Below are 22,617 nucleotides of genomic sequence, written 5' to 3' on the forward strand. Positions count from 1 at the left end.
TTTACAGCTCCTCTGGATTAATGCCCATTGCTCTGAGGCGATCGGCTAATCTATTTGCTCGCTGACTTTCTAATTCGGCTCGCTGACTTTCTAATTCGGCTCGCTGCCTTTCAAACTCCTCGGGAGTCAGAACCCAATTTCCACTGACATCGTACCAACGCAGCCACCACCTCGAACAACCTTGATAACAACCTTCCCACAAACCTATACCTAATTCTAATTCCGGTATCCAGAATCTGGGTTCGGTTAAAACTTGTTCGCGGTAACGATTGCCAATCAAGCCAAATATTCTCAAATGATTGTTGTACCGACTGAAAACAAAGTAGTAAGGAATCTGCAAAATCTGTTCGTAAACTCGCCACTTAGTAGGCGGTTTATTTCGTGCTTCTTCTGTAATTCCTAAATCCTCATCTTCAGTTCCTGGTGACACCAGTTCCACTACTACCAGAGGACTGACATTTTCTTGCCACATCACGTAGCCCAGGCGCAATTCGTCACCTCGATAAAATCTCGGAACCCCCAATACGACAAACCAATCAGGTCTTTTGTACCAATTGAAATGCTTAGAATCGTAGTATAGATTGAGGTCGGTCGCTATAAATATTTGTTCGGGCGGATGGTTGGCGGGGGGACAGGTTAGACGCAGCAGTTCGGGTTGAAACTCGTGGAATTCGTCAGGCAAACCCGGTTCCTCCGGGTCTTCACTGGGTAAATCATACATCGTAGGTAGGACTTTTGTTTGCGAAGGCTGCGAATCCGGTTCGTACATCGTCATAAGATTACCCAGGCGAGACGGCTTGAGGAGATTGAAGCGGTACGGCAATTATAATATTATAGCGCGATGTGATTTCTTGCGGCAGAAAGTCAGTATCTTTTGCACCGGGAATCTTAGCTAAATGGCGATCCTTGGGAGCACCATGTTTAATAGTTGTAGTTAGTGAGGCATCACAAAAAAGATGAAAATAAAGCTATACGATCTTAAGCTAGATAGTTGATTGGACAATGTGAGTTAGTAAAGGTTAGAATGTTGAGGTTAGAATTCAGATTTTAGAAACGATGATGACACGCTTAGATAAAGTACGGCAACTCCAAGATATATTTATTGCTTGTGCAACAGGTGGCGATCACAGTGATCGGGAATACCGTAAACTCCGTTTAGAGTTATTGAGAGATAGCGCAATCAGAGATCGCCTTCCTCAATTTGTTAGAAATTGCGACGAAATCTCAAAATTCTGGGGTTTTATTAAAGCAAAGTTCGGTACCTACCAAGAACGAAGGATGTTTATATGGGAAGAATTTGGTTCATTGATTGCGTCTCTAGAGCAAAATATTATTGTGGCTCAACCAGCAGATGATGATATTTCCGCCATTCTTATCAATTTCGATACAGAACAGGTTCATATTGCTTGGCAAAAAGCTCTTGAACGCCGAAATCAAGATCCAGAAGCAGCGATTACTATGGCGCGTACATTAATCGAATCGGTTTGTAAACACATTTTGGATGAAGCAGGCATTTCTCATAGTGATAAAGATGATTTGCCTAAACTATATTATGAAACGGCTAAGCAACTTAATCTGGCTCCTCAACAACATCAAGAAGAGGTTTTTAAACAAATTCTTGGTGGTTGCCAGAGTGTGATTTCAGGACTTGGTACTTTACGTAATAAGCTTAGTGATGCTCATGGTAAAGGGAAACAAGCTATTAAACCTTCTCCTCGACACGCTGCACTTGCTGTAAACTTGGCGGGTTCAATGGCAGCTTTTTTGGTCGCAACTTGGGAGGAACGATTGTCGAAAGCGACCTAACAAGGCGATTGGAACGGACTGGGGAAAGCGACTGGTAAGATTACAAAGGCTAGTTGGAGTCACTCAACCAGAACTTTAGACCGTTGAAATGCTGACCTTGCAAAGGGAAACGTTAAAAACATTTCGTTTCCCTCTTTCTGTTACCACCTCGGTCTAATACTAGAATTCCGGCCTTCTCTCAGACTTGGCGACGGCACACCATTCTTGAAATAACACCAAGCTCGATCGCCCTCCACTCCCGGCCTCACGAAAGTAAAAGCCTGACATTGTTCATCAAACACATGGATTTGTTTGTAAAGCTCCGGGTCGGGTTGGCTAATGTACATATTGCTATAATCAGCGCCGATTCTGTCAGTATTTAACTCTAAATTCCACCTTGTCAACAGCCACTAGCTGCGGCACAACAGTTTTAGCTTCTGCACCAATCATCCCCAAAGCAGAGGCTCCACTACTAGGCATATTTGGATTGGAGTCTTTAAGTAAAAGAATTAGCTGCGGCAGTGCAGTTTAAGCTTTTGCACGGATTTTATTCAAAGCAGAGGCTGCACTACTACGCACATTTACATGGGAGTCTTTAAGCAGGGAAATTAGCTGTGACTGTGCAGTTTTAGCTTCTGCACCGAAACTTCCCAAAGCAGAGGCTGCACTGCTACGCACTGTTACATCTGAGTCTTGAAGCAGGGGAATTAGCTGTGGCACAGCAGTTTTAGCTTCTGCACGCATCCTTGCCAAAGCATAGTCTGCACGGCTACGCACCTTTGCATCGGAGTCTTTTAGCAACAGAATTAGCTGCGGCAGTGCAGTTTTAGCTTCTGCGCCCATCCTTCCCAAAGCATTGGCTGCACGGCTACGCACAGTTGCATCGGAGTCTTTCAGCATCAGAATTAGGTGTGGCACAGCAGTTTTAGCTTCTGCACCCATCCTTCCCAAAGCATAGTCTGCACGGCTACGCACAGTTGCATCGGAGTCTTTCAGCATCAGAATTAGCTGCGGCAGTGCAGTTTTAGCTTCTGCAGCAACCGACACATCTGAGTCTTTCAAGGTTTTGACAAAGACAGGAATAGCAGGGAGACCGATTTGTCTTAGAACCTCAGCAGCACTGTGGCCGAGTGACAAATTCTGATCCTGCAAAGCTTCCATCCAATCAGGGATGGCTGGTTCACCTATTTTTCGTAACAGCTTAATAGCTGGATCAAGTGCCGTTTCATCGTTACTCTTTAACTTCTCGGTGAGGGAGGCAATCTGTTTGGGATTAGCTGTGGGTTCGTCCTTAATTCCAGCCGCAGCATTGCGAGTCAACAGCAAAGACGATGTGAAAGATAGAAACGAGAGAGCAATTACGGCAGCTAATCTTTGTCGGTAGTGCTTCGTCATGGGCTAGAATCCTTGTATTTGATGAGCCGTCTCAGCCATTTGAATAATTGTGTATACATTCTCATCAAACTGTTTCAGGACTCCGGGCGATCTAAATTTGTGCTTGTCTGTGGTGAAATAGATCGCCCTAAATACTGCTTAAAAAGCGCCACTTTAAGAACATTCCGCAGTCTAAGGCATAATTATAGGAATCCTTGCAGGAGTCGTAATTTTTTTACCCCACCCCAACCCTCCCCGAACCCGCTCGCTCGGGAGTAAGAAATTCACAAATGATGCGAGGATTGCTATAGATATCTTATATTCGTTCTATGATGTGTTTATGATTTCCGAACCCCTTACCCTCTCAACAAGCAATCCTGTTTTAGCAGCCAAAGGATTAACTCGTCGTTTTGGTGGTTTAATTGCTGTAAACAACGTATCTTTTACAGTTGAAAAACACGAAATTTTTGGATTAATCGGTCCTAACGGCGCGGGCAAGACAACTCTATTTAATCTAATGACTGGACTGATACCTGCTTCTAGTGGCAACCTGATTTATCAAAATGAAAATATTTCCCAATTGAAGCCTTATCAAATTGCTAATAAAGGTATTGCCAGAACTTTTCAAAATATTCGGTTGTTTGGGGAACTTTCTGCTGTGGAAAATGTGGCGATCGCCCGACACATCCACAGTCGATCGCACAATCCCGTTTTATCACTGCTAGCGGGCATATTTGCGTTGCCAGCGTCTAATGCAATGGAGCGCCAAACCCAGCGGAAAGCCTTAGAATTGTTGGATTTAGTCGGATTGGGCGATCGCGCGGGCGAACAAGCCAAAAACTTGCCCTACGGCGACCAGAGGCGCTTAGAAATTGCCCGCGCTTTAGCCCTAGAACCGCAAATATTGCTGTTAGATGAACCTGCTGCGGGCATGAATCCGAATGAAAAGCATAAATTAAGCGAATTTATCCGCGAAGTGCGCCAACAATTCAATTTAACTGTAATATTGATCGAGCATCATGTACCGCTAGTTATGGGATTGTGCGATCGAATTGCCGTCTTGGATTTCGGTCAGCTTATTGCCTTGGGCGAACCGGCTATTGTCAGGAATGACCCGGCTGTGATTGAGGCTTATTTGGGAGATGAAATGTAGAAATTTTAACTTCACTTCCAGCCAGAGCCTGGGAACCGATATCTAGAAGCTCTGGCTCGTTTGGTAACACGAAAAATCGAGGCTGAGCCTCTCGATATGCGTTCCCAGCCCGAGCCGGGGAACGAGTAAAATTAATAGTTAGCCTTAAATGAATCTTCCAGTCCTCATAGCGAGAACTTCAGCTATGAGCCAGGGGTTTCAACCCCTGGCGGACTGCTGGAAAAGAGACAGTTTTGTTATCAACAATCAAGTCACCTAAAATGCACGACAGCCCACCCAAAACAACCCAAAACCTCCTCTTAGAACTCAAGAATCTTTCTGTAAATTATGGTGGCATTCAAGCCATACAAAATATTAATCTCACGATTAATGCGGGCGAGGTTGTCAGTCTCATCGGCGCCAACGGTGCGGGCAAAAGTACCACACTCAGGGCTATTTCTAAAATAGTTAATATACACCAAGGACAAATTATTTATAACGGGCGCGACATTAGCCGCCGCCAAGCTCACGAAGTTGTGAAATTGGGAATCGCCCACAGTCCAGAAGGGCGGCGGGTTTTGGCGCAGCAAACCGTGTTGACTAACTTAGAATTAGGGGCCTATATTCGATCGGACTCGGCAGCAGTAAAAGCCGATTTAGAGCGCCAATTTGAGATATTTCCGCGCTTAGCAGAAAGGCGCCGCCAGCTAGCAGGAACCCTCAGCGGCGGGGAACAGCAAATGCTGGCGATAGCCCGTGCGCTGATGTCGCGCCCGAAACTGCTATTATTAGACGAACCCAGTTTAGGCTTAGCACCTGCGATCGTCAAAGAAATTTTCGGAATCATTCAAAACCTCCGCTCCACAGGCGTTACAATCCTTTTAGTCGAACAAAACGCCAGTTTAGCACTGCAAATTGCCGATCGGGGTTACGTACTAGAAGCTGGTAATATTACCCTCACAGGTATGGGAGCGGATTTGCTAAACGACGAGCGAGTCAGGAGCGCATATTTAGGTTGACTTGGTTAATTTTAGGAATCTTGACCGCTTTCTTTGAAGCCGTCAAAGACGTTTTTGGCAAACAAAACCTCAAAAAAAGTGACGAATATGTCGTCGCTTGGTCTTTCTCATTTTTTTCAGTCATCTGTTTGATTCCCTGGGTACTTTATACAGGAATTCCGGCATTAAACTCTCAATTTTGGCTCGCCCTACTAATCGGAGGTAGCATCAACGCTGTCACAGCCCTCCTCTACATCAAAGCCATCAAACTATCAGATTTATCCCTGACACTACCGCTGGTAGCTTTGACACCATTATTCATGTTGGTAACTTCACCGTTAATTGTCGGTGAATATCCAAAATTTTTTGATTATATTGGCATTTTACTAATCGTATCCGGCTCTTATTTATTAAATATCAAAGAGAAATCTAAAGGATATTTAGCCCCATTCAAAGCACTGCTGGATGAACCCGGACCCAAATTGATGTTAATCGTCGCATTACTATGGAGTATTGCCGCCAATTTTGACAAAATAGGAGTTACAAATTCCTACCCTATTTTTTGGGTATTTTCTTTGTTTGGTACAATGAGTGTTTTGCTACTGCCAGTTTTATTGCACAAAACCCCAAATCCAGGGCGACAAATTCTCAAACAATTACCAATGCTAGCTGCTATGGGGTTTATCAATGCTACTGGAATAATTTTTCAAATGCAAGCTTTGACATTAACTTTCGTAGTGCGAGTGATCGCGATTAAGCGTACTAGCGTGTTAATGGGTGTATTGTTCGGTCATTTCATTTTTAAGGAAAAAGATATTCAAGAAAGATTATTAGGGGCGGGAATAATGATTTTGGGAGTTTTATTTATCAGTTTATAGGTTGAGATTTCCGGGACTTTGACGCTCATTCTCCCCCCGAATGTAGGGGCGGTTCCCCCGGGTCCCCCCTCTCTCGGATGGGCGGGAATGTCCGGGTTGGCAAACACGCCCTAGCCTTTATTTATGTATAAGTCATGTTATAGTAAGGGCGATCGCAGTTTCTCTCACTATTTATTAAGATAAAAAAAATTAATGCACAAAATAGCCGCCACACCCGGAGGTTGGAACCCTCAATCAGAAGGAGTAATTTTTATTCAGCAAACCCCAGCACCAATAGTATTTATTAGTGCTGCTGACACCGACATTCAAACTCTCGCAGCCGCCGCCTCCAAAATGCCGGCAAAATTTCCCAAAGTGCGGGCAGTAAACCTGCTTCAGTTGCAGCAACAACTAACAATTGATACTTATGCCGAGGAAGTTTTAGAACGCGCAGAGGTCATAATCTTAAGACTTTTAGGAGGGCGTTCTTATTGGTCTTACGGGTTAGAGATTCTGCGGGAAACGGTGCAGAAAACTAACGCCTCACTGATTGTAATGCCGGGAGAAGACAGTCCAGATCCAGATTTAATCAGCCATTCAAATGTATCGCTATCAGCCGTCAATAAACTGTGGCGCTACTTTACAGAAGGCGGAGTCCAAAACTTTGTTAACGCCCTCAAATTTGCCGCCGATACTTGCCTGAAAACTGCTTACAATCCACCGCTACCTCAAACAGTTTCCCGCGTCGGAATTTACGAATGGGGCGGACAGGCGCGGGCGTGTTTTGCAACTTTACAACCCGATTCAGATCCCCCTCCATCCCCCGATAGAAGGGGGACTTTGACAACTTCTGCCTCCCCCCTTATGAAGGAGGGTTGGGGGGAATTTCTGGGTTTACCAACCCTTGCTAAAGTCGGAATTTTATTTTATCGCGCTCATTATTTATCAGGAAACTTAGCACCAATTGATGCACTTTGTCAAGCTCTAGCAGAGCGAAACTTAGTACCAGTTCCCGTCTTTGTGTCTTCTCTTCGGGAACCGGATTTGCAAATAGAATTGCTGGAATATTTCCAGCCAAAAGAATCAGAACCCATTCAATTATTGCTCAACACCACAAGTTTTGCAGTCTCCGGTTTCAGCAGTCAAGAACCGGAACAAAATAGTTTAAAATCCTTAGACGTTCCTGTATTGCAAGCAATCTTCAGCGGTGGCGGTTTGGAACAGTGGGAAACGGAACTTCAGGGACTTTCGCCCCGCGATGTGGCCATGAATGTAGCATTGCCGGAAGTAGACGGAAAAATCATTAGTAGGGCTGTTTCTTTTAAAGCGGTACAGACTTGGAACAGCGAATTAGAAACAGATGTAGTAGGCTATGTAGCAGCGGGCGATCGCATTCAATTTGTAGCAGATTTAACCGCGAATTGGGTGAAAATGAAACAAACCCCAGCCGCCAACAGACGCATCGCTATAATTCTAGCAAATTACCCCACTCGCAACGCCCGCTTAGCCAACGGTGTCGGCTTAGATACACCCGCTAGCTGTGTCGAAATCCTCAAAGCTATGCAGGAAGCTGGGTATCAAATTGAAAACCTACCCGCTAGCGGCAACGAGTTAATTGAACTTTTGACTTCGGGCGTAACAAATGACCCGGAAGGATGCGAATTGCGGCCTGTTCATCAATCTTTGGATTTGGCAGAATATGAAGAATATTTTGCTAGTTTGCCGCAGGAAGTGCAAGATGGGATTTGTAAAAGATGGGGGCTTCCCGGAAGCTATGCACAAGATTTTATAAGTAACAATACGTCTTTTCCGATTCCGGGGATTCAGTTCGGTAATGTATTTGTAGGAATTCAACCCTCGCGGGGATATGAACTTGACCCCGCATTAAATTATCACGCCCCCGACTTAGAACCCACTCACAATTATCTGGCTTACTATTATTGGCTGCGAGAAAAGTTGGGAATTGACGCTATAATTCATGCGGGAAAACACGGCAATTTAGAATGGCTTCCCGGTAAAAGTATAGCATTGTCTAACAAATGTTATCCAGAAGTAGCATTAGGTGCGCTGCCAAATTTCTATCCCTTCATTGTCAACGATCCGGGGGAAGGTTCCCAAGCAAAAAGACGATCGCAAGCTGTGATTATCGACCACCTGACACCGCCGATGACTCGCGCCGAACTCTACGGGCCTTTGCAGCAGTTGGAAACCTTAATTGATGAGTATTGCGAAGCCCAAAGTTTAGATCCGTCCAGATTGCCCATGATTCGCGATCGCATTCTCGCCCTCACCAACAAAGAAAACTTAGATAAAGACTTAGGAATACAACTCAATAAATCGGAATTTACAGAATTTATCACCCGCACAGACGGCTATCTTTGCGAACTCAAAGAATCCCAAATCCGCGACGGATTGCACATTTTCGGGCAGTGTCCCGAAGGTAGACAGTTGAGAGATTTGATAATTGCGATCGCCCGCCACCCCACCAACGGGCGATCGGGCTTAACCCGCGCCCTAGCAGAAGATTCAGGCTACGATTTCGACCCCTTAACCTGCGATCCAACGTCGATAATTCAGCACCGCACAGCAGGCGATTTAACAGCAGAACTCGAAGAAAAAGCCGCTGAATTAGTAGATAACTTAATCGAAAACATCCGCGTTCATCCGCGTTCATCTGCGGTTAAAAATATCCAAGTAGGACAAGCCACCCAACAAGAATTAGACTGGATAAATAACTATCTTTTACCTTCACTCCTCCAAACAAACCAAGAAATTACCAACCTTTTGCGCGGACTAGATGGGCGGCACATACCAAGCGGCGCATCCGGCGCGCCCACGCGCGGCCGACCAGATGTATTGCCCACCGGTCGGAATTTTTACTCAGTAGATATTCGCGCCATTCCCACAGAAACCGCCTGGAGAGTTGGCAGGGTTGCTGCTGAAACTTTAATCGAAAGATACACCCAAGAAAACGGCGAATATCCGAAAACTTTGGGTTTGTCAGTGTGGGGAACATCCACCATGCGAACGGGGGGAGACGACATCGCAGAAGCCTTGGCGCTGATAGGAGTTCAACCAGTTTGGGATGGCCCTTCGCGCCGGGTTGTAGATTTTGAAATCTTGCCAGTTTCTGTTTTGGGGCGGCCGCGCGTTGATGTTACTTTGCGAATTTCTGGCTTTTTTCGCGATGCTTTTTTTAATTTAATTGATTTGTTTGACAGTGCGGTAAAAGCTGTGGCAGATTTAGACGAATCGGCTGAAAACAACCCTTTGGCGGCACAAGTTAAAGCGGAGATTCTGTATTGGGAATCTACAGGTTTGAGTCAGGAAGAGGCGCAAGGGCGATCGCAATTTCGAGTCTTTGGCTCAAAACCGGGTGCTTACGGCGCAGGACTTCAAGGCATAATTGAAGCTCAAAACTGGACAGACGACAGCGATTTAGCAAAAGCTTACATTAATTGGAGCAGTTATGCCTATACCTCCTCTAGTTCCTCAAATTTGCCGGGAGATGTAGCAGGAGTTAAACAGAGTGAATGGGGATGTTCTGCACCCGAAGCATTTGAAAAACGCCTCTGCCAAATGCAAATAGTTCTGCAAAACCAAGACAACCGCGAACACGACATCCTCGACTCGGATGATTATTATCAATTCCAAGGGGGAATGACAGCCGCAATTCGCAATTTGCAAGGCAAAAATCCTGAAACCTATTTCGGAGACAACTCGATTCCCGAGAAGCCGAAAGTGCGGCAACTGCGGGAAGAAATTGCGCGGGTTTATCGCAGCAGGGCTGTGAATCCCAAATGGATAGAAGGTGCGATGCGACACGGTTATAAAGGTGCTTTTGAAATTGCAGCAACTGTTGATTTTTTGTTTGCTTACGATGCTACGGCAAATTGTGTAGAGGATTTTATGTATGAAGGAATCGCAGAGGCTTACATTTTTGATGAGAAAGTGCAGACATTTATTCAAGAAAACAATCCTTGGGCACTGCGAGATATGGCGGAAAGATTGCTAGAAGCTCGTCAGCGAGGGTTGTGGCAGAGTGCGAACCAGGATACATTGGATAAATTGAGGTCGATCGCCCTGCAAGCCGAAGCAGTCATCGAATCCCATACATAAATACGCAATTAACGTCACGATCGCGGCTGGAGACCAAAGGCAGTTTGCGGTAATATCTAGTAATATTTTGCCCACGGTGAAAGCTGTATGATTCGCCGCTACATTGCTAGCCTCAGTACCAGCATCTTAAAACGTACCTGTGCCGCTGCCGCCGTGCTCGCGCTAACAGTCGGATCTTCCCCCCCCAAGCCGCCCAACACCGCAGCGCCATCGGGTTCGATCGAATCCCCAGTCCTAGCGCAGTCGTCAACGCCTCTGTTAGCTAAAAACGCCAACCAAACCCAAAAATCCCTCAGCGTTTCTTCATGCCCCCAAAACGATGGCTTCACGGAGGCAGTTAACTTTGCCACCCAAGCTTCTAATTTGGCTCAATCAGCCAATTCACAACAAGACTGGGACGAAGTAGCCGCCCTGTGGGTGCAGGCCGTCGCCTGGATGCAAGCGGTTCCCCCAGGCAGTCCCAGACGGGCGTTTGCGGAGAAAAAAGTAATCGAGTACATGAGAAACCTGGTTTATTCCCAACAGCAAGCGGGCGCAACCCGATCGCAAGCCAGTACAGTCAGCTTCAGCAGCGATTTACTCAACGAACAACTCGAACTTTACCTATCCTACGTTGCTGCCGTCGGGCCACCAGATGTTTTGATTGTCGGTAGTTCCCGGGCATTGCAGGGCGTCGATCCCAAACAGCTAAAACAATCTTTGGTCCAAAATGGCCGTCCGGGCTTAAAAATATTTAACTTTTCAGTCAATGGCGCAACTGCACAAGTAGTTGACTTTCAACTGCGGCGGCTTTTGAAGCCCGGTCATTTGCCTCAAATGATTGTCTGGGCGGATGGTGTGCGCGGATTTAACAGCGGCCGGGACGATCGCACTTTTAATTCGATCGTCGATTCTGAAGGCAGCCAACTTTTAGCAGCAGGCATTCGCCCCGAACTGCCGTCGGATGAACCCAACGAGATTCCGCTGTGTTACAGATTCCCGCAGCCCTGCGCTAACAACACTTTCCGCAAAGCATTGGCATCTGTCGATCGACCTTTCAGGACGGGATCAGGGGCCCACCCCACAATCAAATTCCTGTCCAGTGGAACGGGCAAGATGCCCGTTCCCTCAAATGCTGCAGGCTGGCAAGATGCCCAACCCCTCCTCCCCACAATCAAATTCCTGTCTCGTGGAACGGGCATCTTGCCCGTTGCCTCAAATGCTGCAAAATATTATGAGGTAAAACCGATCGCAGCGGATGCAGCAACCCAAAAAGCACAATTGATTCCAGTCTCGCGGCGGACAAGAGTAGCAATGAGGCAAGTCAGCGAATTGGCAGATTCGATCGACTCCAACGGATTCATGGCTATGTCGGGCACTTACAACCCCAACACTTATTATCGAGAACGCGCTTACGTTTCAGGCCAGTACGATCGCGACTACGAAAACTTCAACCTCGGAGGCACACAAGCAACAGCCTTTAATTCAGTTGTAGCATTTACCAAAGCTCGCAAAATTCCCCTGATTTTCGTCAATTTGCCCCTCACCGACGACTACTTAGATGGAACTCGCCTGTGGGCAGAACAGCAGTTCCGCCAGCGAATGCAGCAACTCTCGCGGCAAAAAGGCTTCGCTTTCCGCGACTTGTCGCAGCGGTGGCCGGGCCGTAACGACTATTTTTTTGACCCCAGCCACCTCAACCGCTTTGGGGCGATCGCAGTTTCTCGCCTACTCGCGGCCGATTCCAGCATTATCTGGCCACGGCCCAAATCCAGTCGCAGCGACGGGTGAAGGAAGTTCGGCAACGGATTCGCTCCACGGATGTAACGGATGTAAAGGATAGAAGGAAGAAGGAAGAAGGAAGATGTGGAAATGCAGTCATAATAATATTTCTTATTCCCGGCTTTCTTTTTACCAGGCAAATCCTGGTAACGCAGATCCACAGGCTCTGCCTCGCAATGCTCAAAAATAGTTTAAAATCTAACCTGATGTCCAAAACCAATTTGTGCGATCGAACATTTTAAGATATTTCACTCAGCCTAAAATCTAACAATCAAAAATCCAAAATCGATAGATTGTGAGCTCACTCTAAAATCTAACTATCCCAAATCCAAAATCTAAAATCTAAAATCGATAGGTTGTGCAACTAAAACAAGTAATTATTGCCCACAAAGCCAGAGATACCCTCAGCCAGCGGTGGGCAGAACAGTGTGCCCGCCAATTAGAAAGTCGCGGGTGTCAGGTTTTAATGGGGCCCAGTGGCGCGAAAGATAACCCGTATCCGGTGTTTTTAGCTTCTAGTAACAGCCCAATTGATTTAGCCGTGGTGCTGGGCGGCGACGGTACGGCCCTAGCTGCGGCACGGAATTTGGCTGCTGACGGCATCCCGATTTTGGCAGCGAATGTGGGGGGACATCTGGGCTTTTTAACCGAGTCTTTTGAGGATTTCCAAAATACTGAGGAGATTTGGGACAGACTTTCGGAAGATAGGTATGCTGTGCAGAAGCGGATGATGTTGCAGGCAACAGTTTTTGAGGGAAACAGAAGCAATCTCGAACCCCAAAGCGATCGATTTTTGGCACTAAATGAAATGTGTGTCAAACCTGCTTCAGCCGATCGAATGCCGAGCTGTATTCTAGAAATGGAAGTTGACGGCGAAGTAGTCGATCAATATCAAGGCGACGGTTTAATTGTGGCAACTCCCACCGGTTCGACTTGCTACACCGCATCTGCCAACGGGCCGATTATGCACTCGGGAATGGAGGCGATCGCAGTTACTCCGATTTGCCCTTTGAGTTTATCGAGTCGGGCGATCGTCCTGCCGCCCGGTTCAGTCGTCAGCATTTGGCCTTTAGCAGATTACGAACTCAGTACCAAACTCTGGACAGACGGCATTTTGGGTACTGCAATTTGGCCAGGACAGCGCGTAGACGTGCGGAGGGCAGACTGCGAAGCCAAGTTTATCATTTTGCGGGAAAACTATTCTTATTTCAACACTTTGAGGGAAAAACTTCACTGGGCAGGAGCCAGAATTCGGTACAGCAACAATCACCGCAATTAATCCGAATCATCCACCATGAAACTGCATTAACCCCTGGGACACGTAAGCGTGAAAAAACCTGTTAAATCACCAACAATCTAGATACAAAAACCGCCATCAGCCAACCCATAATCTCTGTACTTTGTTAAGATCTCTCAATATCTTGACAAACAGCCTGATCTATGCAGATTTCCAAAAAATCAACCCGACCTTTCAACCCTCAAGATACATATCCCTGTCCCGTGTGCCGCACCGGTCAAATTTCCACCCTAGCGCTGATGGACGCCCTAGCTTGCAACTTCTGCCAGCACATTTATACCGCAAGCGTTGAAAGACAATCGCTCCAAATGGCCGATCGCCAACCGCCCGTAACTTGGCACTGGAACGGTAAACGGTGGATAGGAGCCCACCTCGAAGGCGTAGAATTCGGATGGCCCTACTTTGCAGCGGCTCTTGGTCTAATTTTCCTTCCCACTACCTTGCTGGGACTTTCAGCTTACTATTTTCCCCCGGTTCCCGGCAGCCGGTTGTCGTGGCTACCCGTAGCTTGGACAGGGTTAGCTTTTTTGTCCCATTTAGGCATCGTGCTGTGGTTGGTAGGTGAATTTTATCAATTCCCGGTAGTAACTTACTTCAGAGCTTGGGGGCGCAGGATAAGCCGGCGCTAGCTTAAATGCTCTCTAACACTCGATCCCCGTCGGGCGGCGCACCGACATCGATCCAGGTAAAATTAGAGGCGATCACAAAATTCAATTCCCAATCAGCACTGAAGCAGCTATAATCGTTAGCTATTCTAAATAGTCAAAAGCAAACGCATTGCGATTTGTGAGGAGAGCGATGAACATACTTGGAATCTCGGCGTACTATCACGACAGCGCCGCAGCCTTAATTCGCGACGGAGAAATTATAGCAGCAGCGCAGGAAGAAAGATTTTCCCGCAAAAAGCATGACGCCAGATTCCCTAAGAATGCGATCGCTTATTGCCTGAAAGAAGGGAACATAGATTTGCGGGAACTCGATCACATAGTCTTTTACGACAAACCTTTAGTCAAATTCGAGCGCCTTCTCGAAACCTATTTAGCCTACGCACCCGAAGGTTTTCGCTCTTTCGTAACCGCCATGCCGATATGGCTCAAAGAAAAGCTTTACCTCAAAACCATGCTCAAAAGAGATCTGGCAGCAATAGCAAACTGTAAAACGAATAAACTGCCATCTCTGCTATTTACCGAACACCACCAATCCCACGCAGCATCGGCATTTTTCCCCAGCCCGTTTCAAAAAGCAGCCGTTTTGTGCCTCGACGGCGTGGGCGAGTGGGCCACAACCTCGGTTTGGTTGGGAGACGGGAACCAACTTACACCTGAGTGGGAAATCGATTTTCCCCACTCTTTGGGTTTGCTTTATTCAGCTTTCACCTATTACACCGGCTTCAAAGTCAACTCTGGCGAATACAAACTCATGGGTTTAGCTCCTTACGGCGAACCCAAGTATGTAGACAAGATTCTCAACTATTTAATCGACCTCAAAGATGACGGAACTTTCCGTTTGAACATGGATTATTTCAACTATACTGTTGGCTTAACCATGACAAACAAGAAGTTTGACGAACTATTTGAAGGGCCGCCGCGCCAAGCTGAAGGAAAATTGACTCAGCGAGAAATGGACATTGCAGCTTCCATTCAAGTTGTTACCGAAGAAGTGGTTTTGCGGCTTTGCAGAACAGTTAAAAAAGAATTGAATGTCGATTATCTTTGTCTTGCGGGCGGCGTTGCTCTCAACTGCGTTGCTAACGGCAGACTCTTGCGGGAAGGTATTTTCAAAGATATTTGGATTCAACCGGCGGCGGGAGATGCGGGCGGTGCTTTGGGTGCGGCTTTGGCTATTTGGTATCAGTATTGCGAACAAACTCGCACGGTGAGCGCGAACACGACAGCAAATAGTATAGAATCCCTCAAAACTGAACTTGTCACTACAAACGCAGCGGTTGAGGAGAGGACTGAAGTTCTAACTACAAACCAAGCGGTGGCAACTGTGGCAGCGGTTGAGGAGAGGACTGAAGTTCTAACTCCAAACCAAGCGGTGGCAACTGTGGCGAAGTCTGTTGCTCATTTAACTTGTCACGATCAAATGCGCGGCTCTTATTTGGGCCCTAGGTTTACTGACGCAGAAATTCTCGAATATTTGGATGCTGTCAAAGCCAGCTATCACCGATTGGACGATGCTGAATTAATGCCACAGTTAGCTGAGATTTTGGAACAGGGAAATGTGGTGGGATGGTTCCAGGGGCGGATGGAATTTGGGCCGCGGGCTCTGGGCGGTAGATCGATCATTGGCGATCCCCGCAGTGCTAAAATGCAGTCCGTGATGAACCTGAAAATTAAATATCGGGAATCATTTCGACCTTTTGCGCCGTCAATCTTAGCCGAACGAGTTGCGGATTATTTCGAGATTGACCATTCCAGCCCTTATATGCTATTAGTAGCACCTGTCAAAGCCAGTCTCCGTATTCCGATGACTCCCGAACAAGAGCAGTTGTTTGGCATTGAAAAGCTCAACATTCCGCGTTCCGAGATTCCGGCTGTCACCCACGTCGATTACTCGGCTCGCATTCAAACTGTTCACAAAGAAACCAATCCTCGCTACTATGACTTAATCAGCCATTTTGAAAAGCGATCGGGCTGTTCTATTGTGGTAAATACTTCTTTCAACGTCCGAGGCGAACCCATTGTTTGCACTCCAGAGGATGCTTACCGCTGTTTCATGCGAACCGAAATGGACTATCTGGTTTTGGAAAATTACTTGCTTCCCAAGTCCGAACAAATTCCTTGGAAACAAGATGATGCTTGGAAAAATGAATTTGAACTAGATTAGTTATTAGTTAGTTGTTATTGGTTATTAGAAGAGTGCGAATAACCAATAACAACTAACTAATAGCAAATAACGAATAACCAATTCCCCATTCCCCATTTCTAATGAGCGACGAAATTAAGAAACTCGATAAAAAAGGCCTGCGCGATTTCGGGCTGCTAATTGGCGGGCTGATTGCAGTGCTGTTCGGGTTAGTACCTTTACTGAGGAGACATTCTATACCTTGGTTGCCCTTTTGGCTGCCCTGGGCAATCGGCGCAGTCCTAATCGTGCTAGCATTGGTTGCGCCGAAATCGCTAAATCCCATTTATCACGGGTGGATGCGGTTTGGACTGATCCTCCACAAAATCCAAACGCCGATCGTCCTAGGGATAGTTTTTTACCTGATAATTTGGCCGATGGGAGTGCTCAAAAACATTTTGGGCGAAGATGCAATGCGGCGCAAACTGAATCCTAAAATGGATACTTACCGCGTCCCAAGTAAAGCAAGAACAAAAGTTAGTATGGAGCGTCCTTTCTAAGTGTTTGAATCAACATTAGACTTTCTCAAAGATTTGTGGGCGTTTATGAAAGAACGCCAAAAGTATTGGCTGTTGCCGTTAATTGTGACTTTAGTCTTTTTGGGAGCTTTGATTGTATTGAGTCACGGTTCTGTGATTGCTCCGTTTATTTACACCCTGTTTTGAAAGAATGAGCAAGTTGAAGAATTTGGGTGTCAATTTAGGTTTGACACTCGGTGGTTTATTGATGGGGGTGATAATTGGTGAAATTGGATTGCGGACGGCGGGGATTGAAGGCTATCAAAAAATAGGAGATTTCGTAGACTCGGCGCCAACTCGTTTTCACACTTCCGATCCGAATTTGGGCTGGAAACTGAAACCTGGTGCCTCGGGCGAGTGGAATGGGGAAGGTGCGAGTTTTGTGCAGGTGAATAGCGAGGGTTTGCGCGATCGTGAACATACAAAAGCAAAACCTCCAAATACTTTGCGCGTGGCGGTTTTGGGCGATTCTTTCACCGAAGCAATTCACGTACCTGTCGAACAAACTTTCTGGTCGAAATTGGAACGAAAGTTAGGCAACTGCGAGGCCGTTAAGGGACGGAAAAATGTTGAGGTCATCAATTTCGGCGTGCAGGGTTACGGTACTGCTCAAGAATTAATTATGCTGCGAAAAAAAGTGTGGGATTACAGTCCTGATATTGTAATTCTTGCTTTTTTTATTGGGAATGATGTGATAAATAATTCTCCGAAACTGGAATACGATCGCTACCGACCATTTTTTGCTTATGATGCTAGCGGCAAGTTAGTACCTGATATGTCTTTTCGCAATCTGCCGCCGATAGATCGCAACGAAAGAGCAGTTTCATTTGTAGACAGGATGCCCAGTTTTCTCGTCAACAATTCGCGCATTTTGCAGGTCATTAAAAAAGTAGACTTAGAAAGGAAAAAGCGCGAGTTATCTGAGGATTTTACCACTTTAAGTACCCAAAACCTTAAGGAACCTCAGAATGCAGATTGGCAAGAGGCTTGGAGGGTGACAGAGGGTTTGATTGTGACTATGCGGAATGAAGTCGTGCAGAAAAATGCTGATTTCTTGCTTGTGACAATCGGCGATCCGATGCAAGTTAGACCAGAGGCGCAGCGGCGAAAAAATTTTATGACAAAGAACAACATTCAGGATTTGTTTTATCCCGATAGGCGGCTGGAAAAATTGGGCGCGCGCGAGGGTTTTCGGGTACTGAATTTATCCGAACAGATCCAAGGTTACACTGAAAAATATCAAGTCTGCGCCCACGGTTTTGAGAATTCTGTACCCTGTGGGGGTCACTGGAATGAACTCGGGCATCGGCTGGCCAGTATCCTGATTAACCGAAATTTGTGCCAACAATTGAAGCAGTCTAAACTCCCCAAAAAACAACCGTAATCAGTCAAATTTCATGAAAGATTCAACGGCGCTCGAAAAAATCAAAAATATATTAATTATAATCGCGGTTAATTTGGTGATCGCCTTTCTTTGTCTGGAAGCTTTGTCGCTAGCTTTTTATTTTATCAACCAAAAGCAGTTTTTTTATACCAGAACTAAAGCCAAAGAAAAAGTAGTAGAAGATATTGAAAGGAGTGGCATTAGACTTGATGAATCTATCGTAGAAAGACTGCACCCACTTTTTGGCTATGTACTCAAACAAGGTGCTTTCACCAATGAAAAATTAAAGTTAAAAGTCAACAAAAACGGCTTTTTTTCACTGTACGAATATCCGTTTGTTAAAACCAATAAAAATCAAGTTATTATCGGAGTTTTTGGGGGTTCAGTTGCGAATAATTTTGCAGTTGATGAATACGTGACTCGTAGATTGTCTAACAAATTGAAGACTTATCCAGAATTTGCCAACAAGGAAATTATTGTTTTAAATTTTGGCAATGGGGGCTACAAGCAGCCCCAGCAATTATTAATTTTAAATTACTTTCTGGCTTTGGGTCAAGAATTAGATTTAGTCATCAATATTGACGGTTTTAACGAAGTAGCACTGTCTAATTTAAACAACAAAGCCCAAGTAGAAATAGGAATGCCCAGCGTTCAGCACATACAGCCGCTGACTGGTTTAGCCAACAACAACTTGTCACCGGAAGCGATGAGTTCGATCGTGAAAATCAACGAAAACAAAAAACAATTGAAAGCAGGTATTGACAAATTGCAAACTTGTCAACTTGCTTTTTGTCACGCTGTTACCTCGCTACAGGTGAAACAATTACTCAACAATTACCAGCAAGCCGTTGTCAAGTACGATCGACAAGTCAAACAATCCAACCCAGACACCGCAAGTAGCGGTATAGTATATATTCCCAAAGCTGACTTTGTTTTGCAGGATGCCGCTGCTTTTGACAAAATGGCATCGATCTGGTACCAATCGTCGATCGGGATGAATCAAATTTTATCAAGTAGAAAGATTAAGTATTTTCACTTTATCCAGCCCAACCAGTATTATCCCACTAAGCGAGCGTTTACCGCAAAGGAAAACGAAATCGCGATCGACAACAAGAGTCCTTACATCGAAGGTGTGAAAAAAGGTTATCCGGTATTGTTGTCGAAAGTCGATGATTTGCAAAAAGCTGGGGTTAATGTTTTTAGCGCAGTGAATATTTTAGACAATACAAAAGAAACGGTTTACAAAGATGCGTGCTGTCATTATAATTCAGTGGGAGAGGAAGTATTGGCAAACTATATTTCTAGTTCCATTATTAAAGTAGTAAGAGAGTCGAAATAAATATTTATGAAAGATTTAAAATTCCTCACAAAAGGACAAGAATTTCTCAAGATAACTTTGATTAATTTAGTGCTTTTACTGGTTTTCCTCGAACTTGGTTCCCTGGGATGGTATTTTGTCAAGCACAAGCAATTTTTCTATACTAGAGAAAAAGTGCAAGATAAGTCGGCTTTAGGAATTAACTTAGAAGGAGTCCGGCTGAACGAGTCTATTGTTGAAAGGTTTCATCCTTTTTTTGGGTTTATTCAAAAACCCAGCGCTGATTTTAGACCTGGTTTTAAAGTCAATAATTATGGATTTATTTCTCCTTACGATTACCCTTTCAAAAAAACTAAACCGAATCAATTTATTATCGGAGTTTTTGGTGGTTCGGTGGCTTCTAATTATGGAATCTTTGAAGTTCAAAACAAAATTTTACCTCAATACCTCAAGCAGCTTCCGGGTTTGAAAGATAAAGAATTTGTAATTTTGTCTTTTGCTACAGGAGGCTATAAACAACCCCAGCAATTATTGATTTTAAACTATTTTTTGGCTGTAGGGCAAGAACTGGATCTGGTCGTCAATATAGATGGTTTTAATGAAGTAGCACTTTCTAACTTAAACAATAAAAATCAAGTCGATTTGGCGATGCCAAGCATTCAGCATATTTTGCCGCTGACTAGCTTGGCGAATAATAGCCTTTCTACTAAGGCTATGCAAGCAACTCTCAGAATTAAAGAAAATAAAGCTAGGATAAATCAGGGTTTGGAAAGTTTGCAACACTGCTATTTAGCTGCGTGCGATGCTTTGACTTCGGTTTACGTTCAAAATCTAGTTAATAACTATAAAACCGATGTCATTAAGTTTGAAAAAGAACGAACTAAACAAACAAAAGATGACAGTGGCAGCGTTATTTATATCAATACTAATAAGTCAGTTTTACAGGATTCAGTAGCTTTTAAAGAAATGGCGTTGAATTGGGCAAAAAGTTCAATCTTTATGCACAAAGTTCTGTCTGCTAGTAATGTGCCTTATTTTCATGTTCTTCAGCCTAATCAATATTATCAGACGAAAAGAGTGTTTGGTGAAGCCGAAAAGCAGATTGCTTTTAACAAGGATACTCCTTATGCTAAAGCTGTGCAAATTGGATATCCGGCTCTTTTCAAAAAGTTTCCTAATTTGGAAAAAAATAATATTAATCTAGTGAATGCTGTCAATGTTTTTGACAAGACTAAAGAGGCTGTTTATGTAGATAGCTGCTGTCACTACAATCAAGCTGGAGAGGTAGTTTTTAGTAATTATGTGGGTCGTTCTATTCTGGAATCTTTGCGGAAAGATGAAAGAAAAAAGAAGAAGTAGGCGGGATTCCACTAACCATCAACTAATTAAAGAAACCATCTCAAAAACCTGCCCCCACCCCACGGTAAATCCCAATGTACCTTCAAATGTACCGTGAGACTGGAGGTAGGTTTATTTATATTTTGAATTATTGCCGAGATTTTTGCTCAAACCCGCCCCAGAAGAAGGAAATGTACTTTTAATCTGGGCCGATGAGAACAATTGACTATGGCGAATGGTTTTTAGGTTTTTGGTTCGGTTCTAGATCGATCGCCCGCTGAGTCGAGCGGCATTACCAATATCTTATCAACTCGGTTGCCGTCCATATCGACTACTTCCACGCGCAAACCGTTCCACTCAAAATGCTCGGCTGCTGTGGGAATTTTGCCCAAATTTGTAATCACAAAACCGCCCATTGTGTGGTAACTTCCTTTGTGTTCTGCTGACAACTCTTCGATTCCAAATATCTCAAAAAAATCTTCGACTGCTAGCATTCCGTCTAACAGCCAAGAACCGTCTTCGCGCTGCACGGCTTCCGGCTCGTCAGCATCTTCAATCGAGGGAAAGTCGCCAACGAGTTCGACTAAAATGTCGTTGACTGTAACCAATCCTTGAATGACGCCGTATTCGTCTACTACCAAGGCAATTTGATTGCTAGATTGTTTGAAAAGTTCTAATACTTTTAACCCCCGCGTGCTTTCCGGTACAAATAAAGGCCGCCGTAAAGAAGCGCTTAAATCTAGGGGTTGACCAGTTAAAGTCCGAGACAGCATATCAGTAACGTGTACTAAACCGACAACGTTGTCGAGTCCTCCCTGACACACCGGAAACCGAGAATGACCGCTGCCGAGCATTTTTTGGCGGTTTTCTTCTACTGAGTCCTCGAGATCGAGCCAGGTAAGATCGGGACGCGGGGTCATTAAGGCGCTGACTCGCCGATCGCCCAAACGAAACACTCTTTCCACCATATCTTGTTCGGCTTCTTCAAAGGTTCCGGCTTCGGTTCCTTGCTCGATTAAAACTTTAATTTCCTCTTCTGTAACTTGCGGTTCTGTCGATGGCGATATCCTCATCAGTCGCATCACTAAGTCAGTGGAATAACTTAACAGATAAACCGCAGGAGCGCCAATTTTGGAGAGCATTCGCATGGGAATTGCTACGCTAGAAGCGATCGGCTCAGGGTTGTTGAGGGCCAGCCGCTTCGGCACGAGTTCGCCAATAATTATGGTCAGATAAGTTATGGTTAAAATTGCGATGACTGAGGCGATGGTGTGAGAGTAGGGCGCCAGGGCAGGAATCAGCCGCAACAAAGGCTCTACTCTTTTAGCAATGGTCGTTTCTCCAAAAGCGCCCGACAGAATAGCCAGCAGCGTAATCCCGATTTGAACTGTCGGCAAGAACTGATTTGGGGCATTAGCCAGATCCAAAGCTACGCGGGCATTCGTTGAACCCTGGTTTGCCATCTGTTGCAGTCTCACCTTCCGTACTGAGATGATGGCCATCTCTGACATCACAAACAAGCCATTGAGGAAAATTAGCAGGAGAACAATCAGAATATCGGTACTTGGGGACATTTCTAAAATTTTCGGTAGTAACGGCGAAGCGCTCTGCCCGGTTAGTCGATTTTAGATTTTAGATTTTAGATTGACTCGGCAGCCAGTATCTGGGGGATTTCCCTAATGTCTAAAATTCTTCGATCTTCACAACTTGAGTCGGGGGCTTGTATCCGTCTTTGGGTGCAGTCACAGGACCCGGTTAGTCGATTTTAGATTTTAGATTTTAGATTTTAGATTGACTCGGCAGCCAGTCTCTGGGGGATTTCCCTAATGTCTAAAATTCTTCGATCTTCACAACTTGAGTCGGGGGCTTGTATCCGTCTTTGGGTG

At 45.1% G+C, this 22,617-nt stretch carries 18 protein-coding genes; 14 read left to right on the forward strand and 4 right to left on the reverse strand.

Going from position 1 to position 22,617, the window contains the following annotated elements; genetic code table 11:
• Position 1: 1 nt before the first annotated feature.
• A complete protein-coding gene (locus QUA04_RS11505) occupies positions 2-775 on the reverse strand; it encodes a Uma2 family endonuclease (RefSeq protein ID WP_333256920.1) in 774 nt (257 codons plus the stop codon).
• 281 nt (positions 776-1,056) lie between these two features.
• Here QUA04_RS11505 and QUA04_RS11510 point away from each other — a divergent pair, with 281 nt between their 5' ends.
• Positions 1,057-1,806 (forward strand): abortive infection family protein, encoded by a 750-nt coding sequence (locus QUA04_RS11510; RefSeq protein WP_333256923.1) that lies wholly within the window; start codon positions 1,057-1,059, stop codon positions 1,804-1,806.
• 140 nt (positions 1,807-1,946) lie between these two features.
• Here QUA04_RS11510 and QUA04_RS11515 read toward each other — a convergent pair whose 3' ends face one another.
• Positions 1,947-2,132, reverse strand: a complete 186-nt coding sequence (locus QUA04_RS11515) for a hypothetical protein (RefSeq protein WP_333256926.1) — start codon at positions 2,130-2,132, stop codon at positions 1,947-1,949.
• A gap of 181 nt (positions 2,133-2,313) precedes the next feature.
• Complete coding sequence (locus QUA04_RS11520; RefSeq protein WP_333256929.1) at positions 2,314-3,180, reverse strand: HEAT repeat domain-containing protein; 867 nt, start codon at positions 3,178-3,180, stop codon at positions 2,314-2,316.
• Between the two features lie 319 nt (positions 3,181-3,499).
• Between QUA04_RS11520 and QUA04_RS11525 the strand changes: the two genes are divergently transcribed.
• From QUA04_RS11525 to QUA04_RS11585, 13 genes are all read left to right on the forward strand, one after another.
• Positions 3,500-4,312: an ABC transporter ATP-binding protein gene (locus QUA04_RS11525; RefSeq protein WP_333256931.1), complete on the forward strand. Its 813-nt coding sequence runs from the start codon at positions 3,500-3,502 to the stop codon at positions 4,310-4,312.
• A gap of 260 nt (positions 4,313-4,572) precedes the next feature.
• A complete protein-coding gene (locus tag QUA04_RS11530; protein ID WP_333256934.1) occupies positions 4,573-5,310 on the forward strand; it encodes an ABC transporter ATP-binding protein in 738 nt (245 codons plus the stop codon).
• Complete coding sequence (locus QUA04_RS11535) at positions 5,307-6,167, forward strand: EamA family transporter (RefSeq protein WP_333256937.1); 861 nt, start codon at positions 5,307-5,309, stop codon at positions 6,165-6,167. Before QUA04_RS11530 ends, QUA04_RS11535 begins: the two co-directional genes overlap by 4 nt.
• Positions 6,168-6,359: 192 nt before the next feature.
• Positions 6,360-10,265 carry a cobaltochelatase subunit CobN gene (gene cobN, locus QUA04_RS11540; protein ID WP_333256940.1) on the forward strand — a complete coding sequence of 1,302 codons (3,906 nt, stop codon included), beginning with the start codon at positions 6,360-6,362 and terminating at the stop codon, positions 10,263-10,265.
• A gap of 87 nt (positions 10,266-10,352) precedes the next feature.
• Entirely contained in the window at positions 10,353-12,035 is a 1,683-nt protein-coding gene (locus tag QUA04_RS11545) for a hypothetical protein (RefSeq protein ID WP_333256942.1), read from the forward strand.
• Between the two features lie 349 nt (positions 12,036-12,384).
• Positions 12,385-13,305 carry an NAD(+) kinase gene (locus QUA04_RS11550; protein ID WP_333256945.1) on the forward strand — a complete coding sequence of 307 codons (921 nt, stop codon included), beginning with the start codon at positions 12,385-12,387 and terminating at the stop codon, positions 13,303-13,305.
• Between the two features lie 161 nt (positions 13,306-13,466).
• Positions 13,467-13,952, forward strand: a complete 486-nt coding sequence (locus tag QUA04_RS11555) for a hypothetical protein (RefSeq protein WP_333256948.1) — start codon at positions 13,467-13,469, stop codon at positions 13,950-13,952.
• Positions 13,953-14,121: 169 nt separating this feature from the next.
• Positions 14,122-16,155: a carbamoyltransferase gene (locus QUA04_RS11560; protein ID WP_333256951.1), complete on the forward strand. Its 2,034-nt coding sequence runs from the start codon at positions 14,122-14,124 to the stop codon at positions 16,153-16,155.
• Between the two features lie 101 nt (positions 16,156-16,256).
• Positions 16,257-16,673 carry an SxtJ family membrane protein gene (locus tag QUA04_RS11565; protein WP_333256954.1) on the forward strand — a complete coding sequence of 139 codons (417 nt, stop codon included), beginning with the start codon at positions 16,257-16,259 and terminating at the stop codon, positions 16,671-16,673.
• Entirely contained in the window at positions 16,674-16,838 is a 165-nt protein-coding gene (locus QUA04_RS11570) for a DUF5989 family protein (RefSeq protein ID WP_333256957.1), read from the forward strand.
• Between the two features lie 4 nt (positions 16,839-16,842).
• Complete coding sequence (locus tag QUA04_RS11575; RefSeq protein ID WP_333256960.1) at positions 16,843-18,075, forward strand: SGNH/GDSL hydrolase family protein; 1,233 nt, start codon at positions 16,843-16,845, stop codon at positions 18,073-18,075.
• A gap of 13 nt (positions 18,076-18,088) precedes the next feature.
• Positions 18,089-19,414 carry a hypothetical protein gene (locus QUA04_RS11580; RefSeq protein ID WP_333256964.1) on the forward strand — a complete coding sequence of 442 codons (1,326 nt, stop codon included), beginning with the start codon at positions 18,089-18,091 and terminating at the stop codon, positions 19,412-19,414.
• 6 nt (positions 19,415-19,420) lie between these two features.
• The gene (locus tag QUA04_RS11585; protein ID WP_333256967.1) at positions 19,421-20,752 is read left to right on the forward strand and encodes a hypothetical protein; all 1,332 of its coding nucleotides are present in this window, start codon (positions 19,421-19,423) and stop codon (positions 20,750-20,752) included.
• 221 nt (positions 20,753-20,973) lie between these two features.
• On the opposite strand, the gene QUA04_RS11590 is transcribed toward QUA04_RS11585, so the two are convergent.
• Positions 20,974-22,305, reverse strand: coding sequence for a hemolysin family protein (locus QUA04_RS11590; RefSeq protein WP_333256970.1), 1,332 nt, complete (start codon positions 22,303-22,305; stop codon positions 20,974-20,976).
• Positions 22,306-22,617 lie beyond the last annotated feature (312 nt).

This window comes from Microcoleus sp. S13_C5 (assembly GCF_036700845.1).
Classification (GTDB): Bacteria; Cyanobacteriota; Cyanobacteriia; order Cyanobacteriales; family Microcoleaceae; genus Microcoleus.

Excerpts from the sequence above, each read along its gene's own strand:
- QUA04_RS11585 (WP_333256967.1), top strand. The coding sequence starts at position 19,421 with ATGAAAGATTTAAAATTCCTCACAAAAGGACAAGAATTTCTCAAGATA.
- QUA04_RS11530 (WP_333256934.1), top strand. The coding sequence starts at position 4,573 with ATGCACGACAGCCCACCCAAAACAACCCAAAACCTCCTCTTAGAACTC.
- QUA04_RS11580 (WP_333256964.1), top strand. The coding sequence starts at position 18,089 with ATGAAAGATTCAACGGCGCTCGAAAAAATCAAAAATATATTAATTATA.
- QUA04_RS11515 (WP_333256926.1), bottom strand. The coding sequence starts at position 2,132 with ATGTACATTAGCCAACCCGACCCGGAGCTTTACAAACAAATCCATGTG.
- QUA04_RS11525 (WP_333256931.1), top strand. The coding sequence starts at position 3,500 with ATGATTTCCGAACCCCTTACCCTCTCAACAAGCAATCCTGTTTTAGCA.
- QUA04_RS11510 (WP_333256923.1), top strand. The coding sequence starts at position 1,057 with ATGATGACACGCTTAGATAAAGTACGGCAACTCCAAGATATATTTATT.
- cobN (WP_333256940.1), top strand. The coding sequence starts at position 6,360 with ATGCACAAAATAGCCGCCACACCCGGAGGTTGGAACCCTCAATCAGAA.
- QUA04_RS11505 (WP_333256920.1), bottom strand. The coding sequence starts at position 775 with ATGACGATGTACGAACCGGATTCGCAGCCTTCGCAAACAAAAGTCCTA.
- QUA04_RS11575 (WP_333256960.1), top strand. The coding sequence starts at position 16,843 with ATGAGCAAGTTGAAGAATTTGGGTGTCAATTTAGGTTTGACACTCGGT.
- QUA04_RS11560 (WP_333256951.1), top strand. The coding sequence starts at position 14,122 with ATGAACATACTTGGAATCTCGGCGTACTATCACGACAGCGCCGCAGCC.
- QUA04_RS11520 (WP_333256929.1), bottom strand. The coding sequence starts at position 3,180 with ATGACGAAGCACTACCGACAAAGATTAGCTGCCGTAATTGCTCTCTCG.
- QUA04_RS11545 (WP_333256942.1), top strand. The coding sequence starts at position 10,353 with ATGATTCGCCGCTACATTGCTAGCCTCAGTACCAGCATCTTAAAACGT.
- QUA04_RS11555 (WP_333256948.1), top strand. The coding sequence starts at position 13,467 with ATGCAGATTTCCAAAAAATCAACCCGACCTTTCAACCCTCAAGATACA.
- QUA04_RS11590 (WP_333256970.1), bottom strand. The coding sequence starts at position 22,305 with ATGTCCCCAAGTACCGATATTCTGATTGTTCTCCTGCTAATTTTCCTC.
- QUA04_RS11565 (WP_333256954.1), top strand. The coding sequence starts at position 16,257 with ATGAGCGACGAAATTAAGAAACTCGATAAAAAAGGCCTGCGCGATTTC.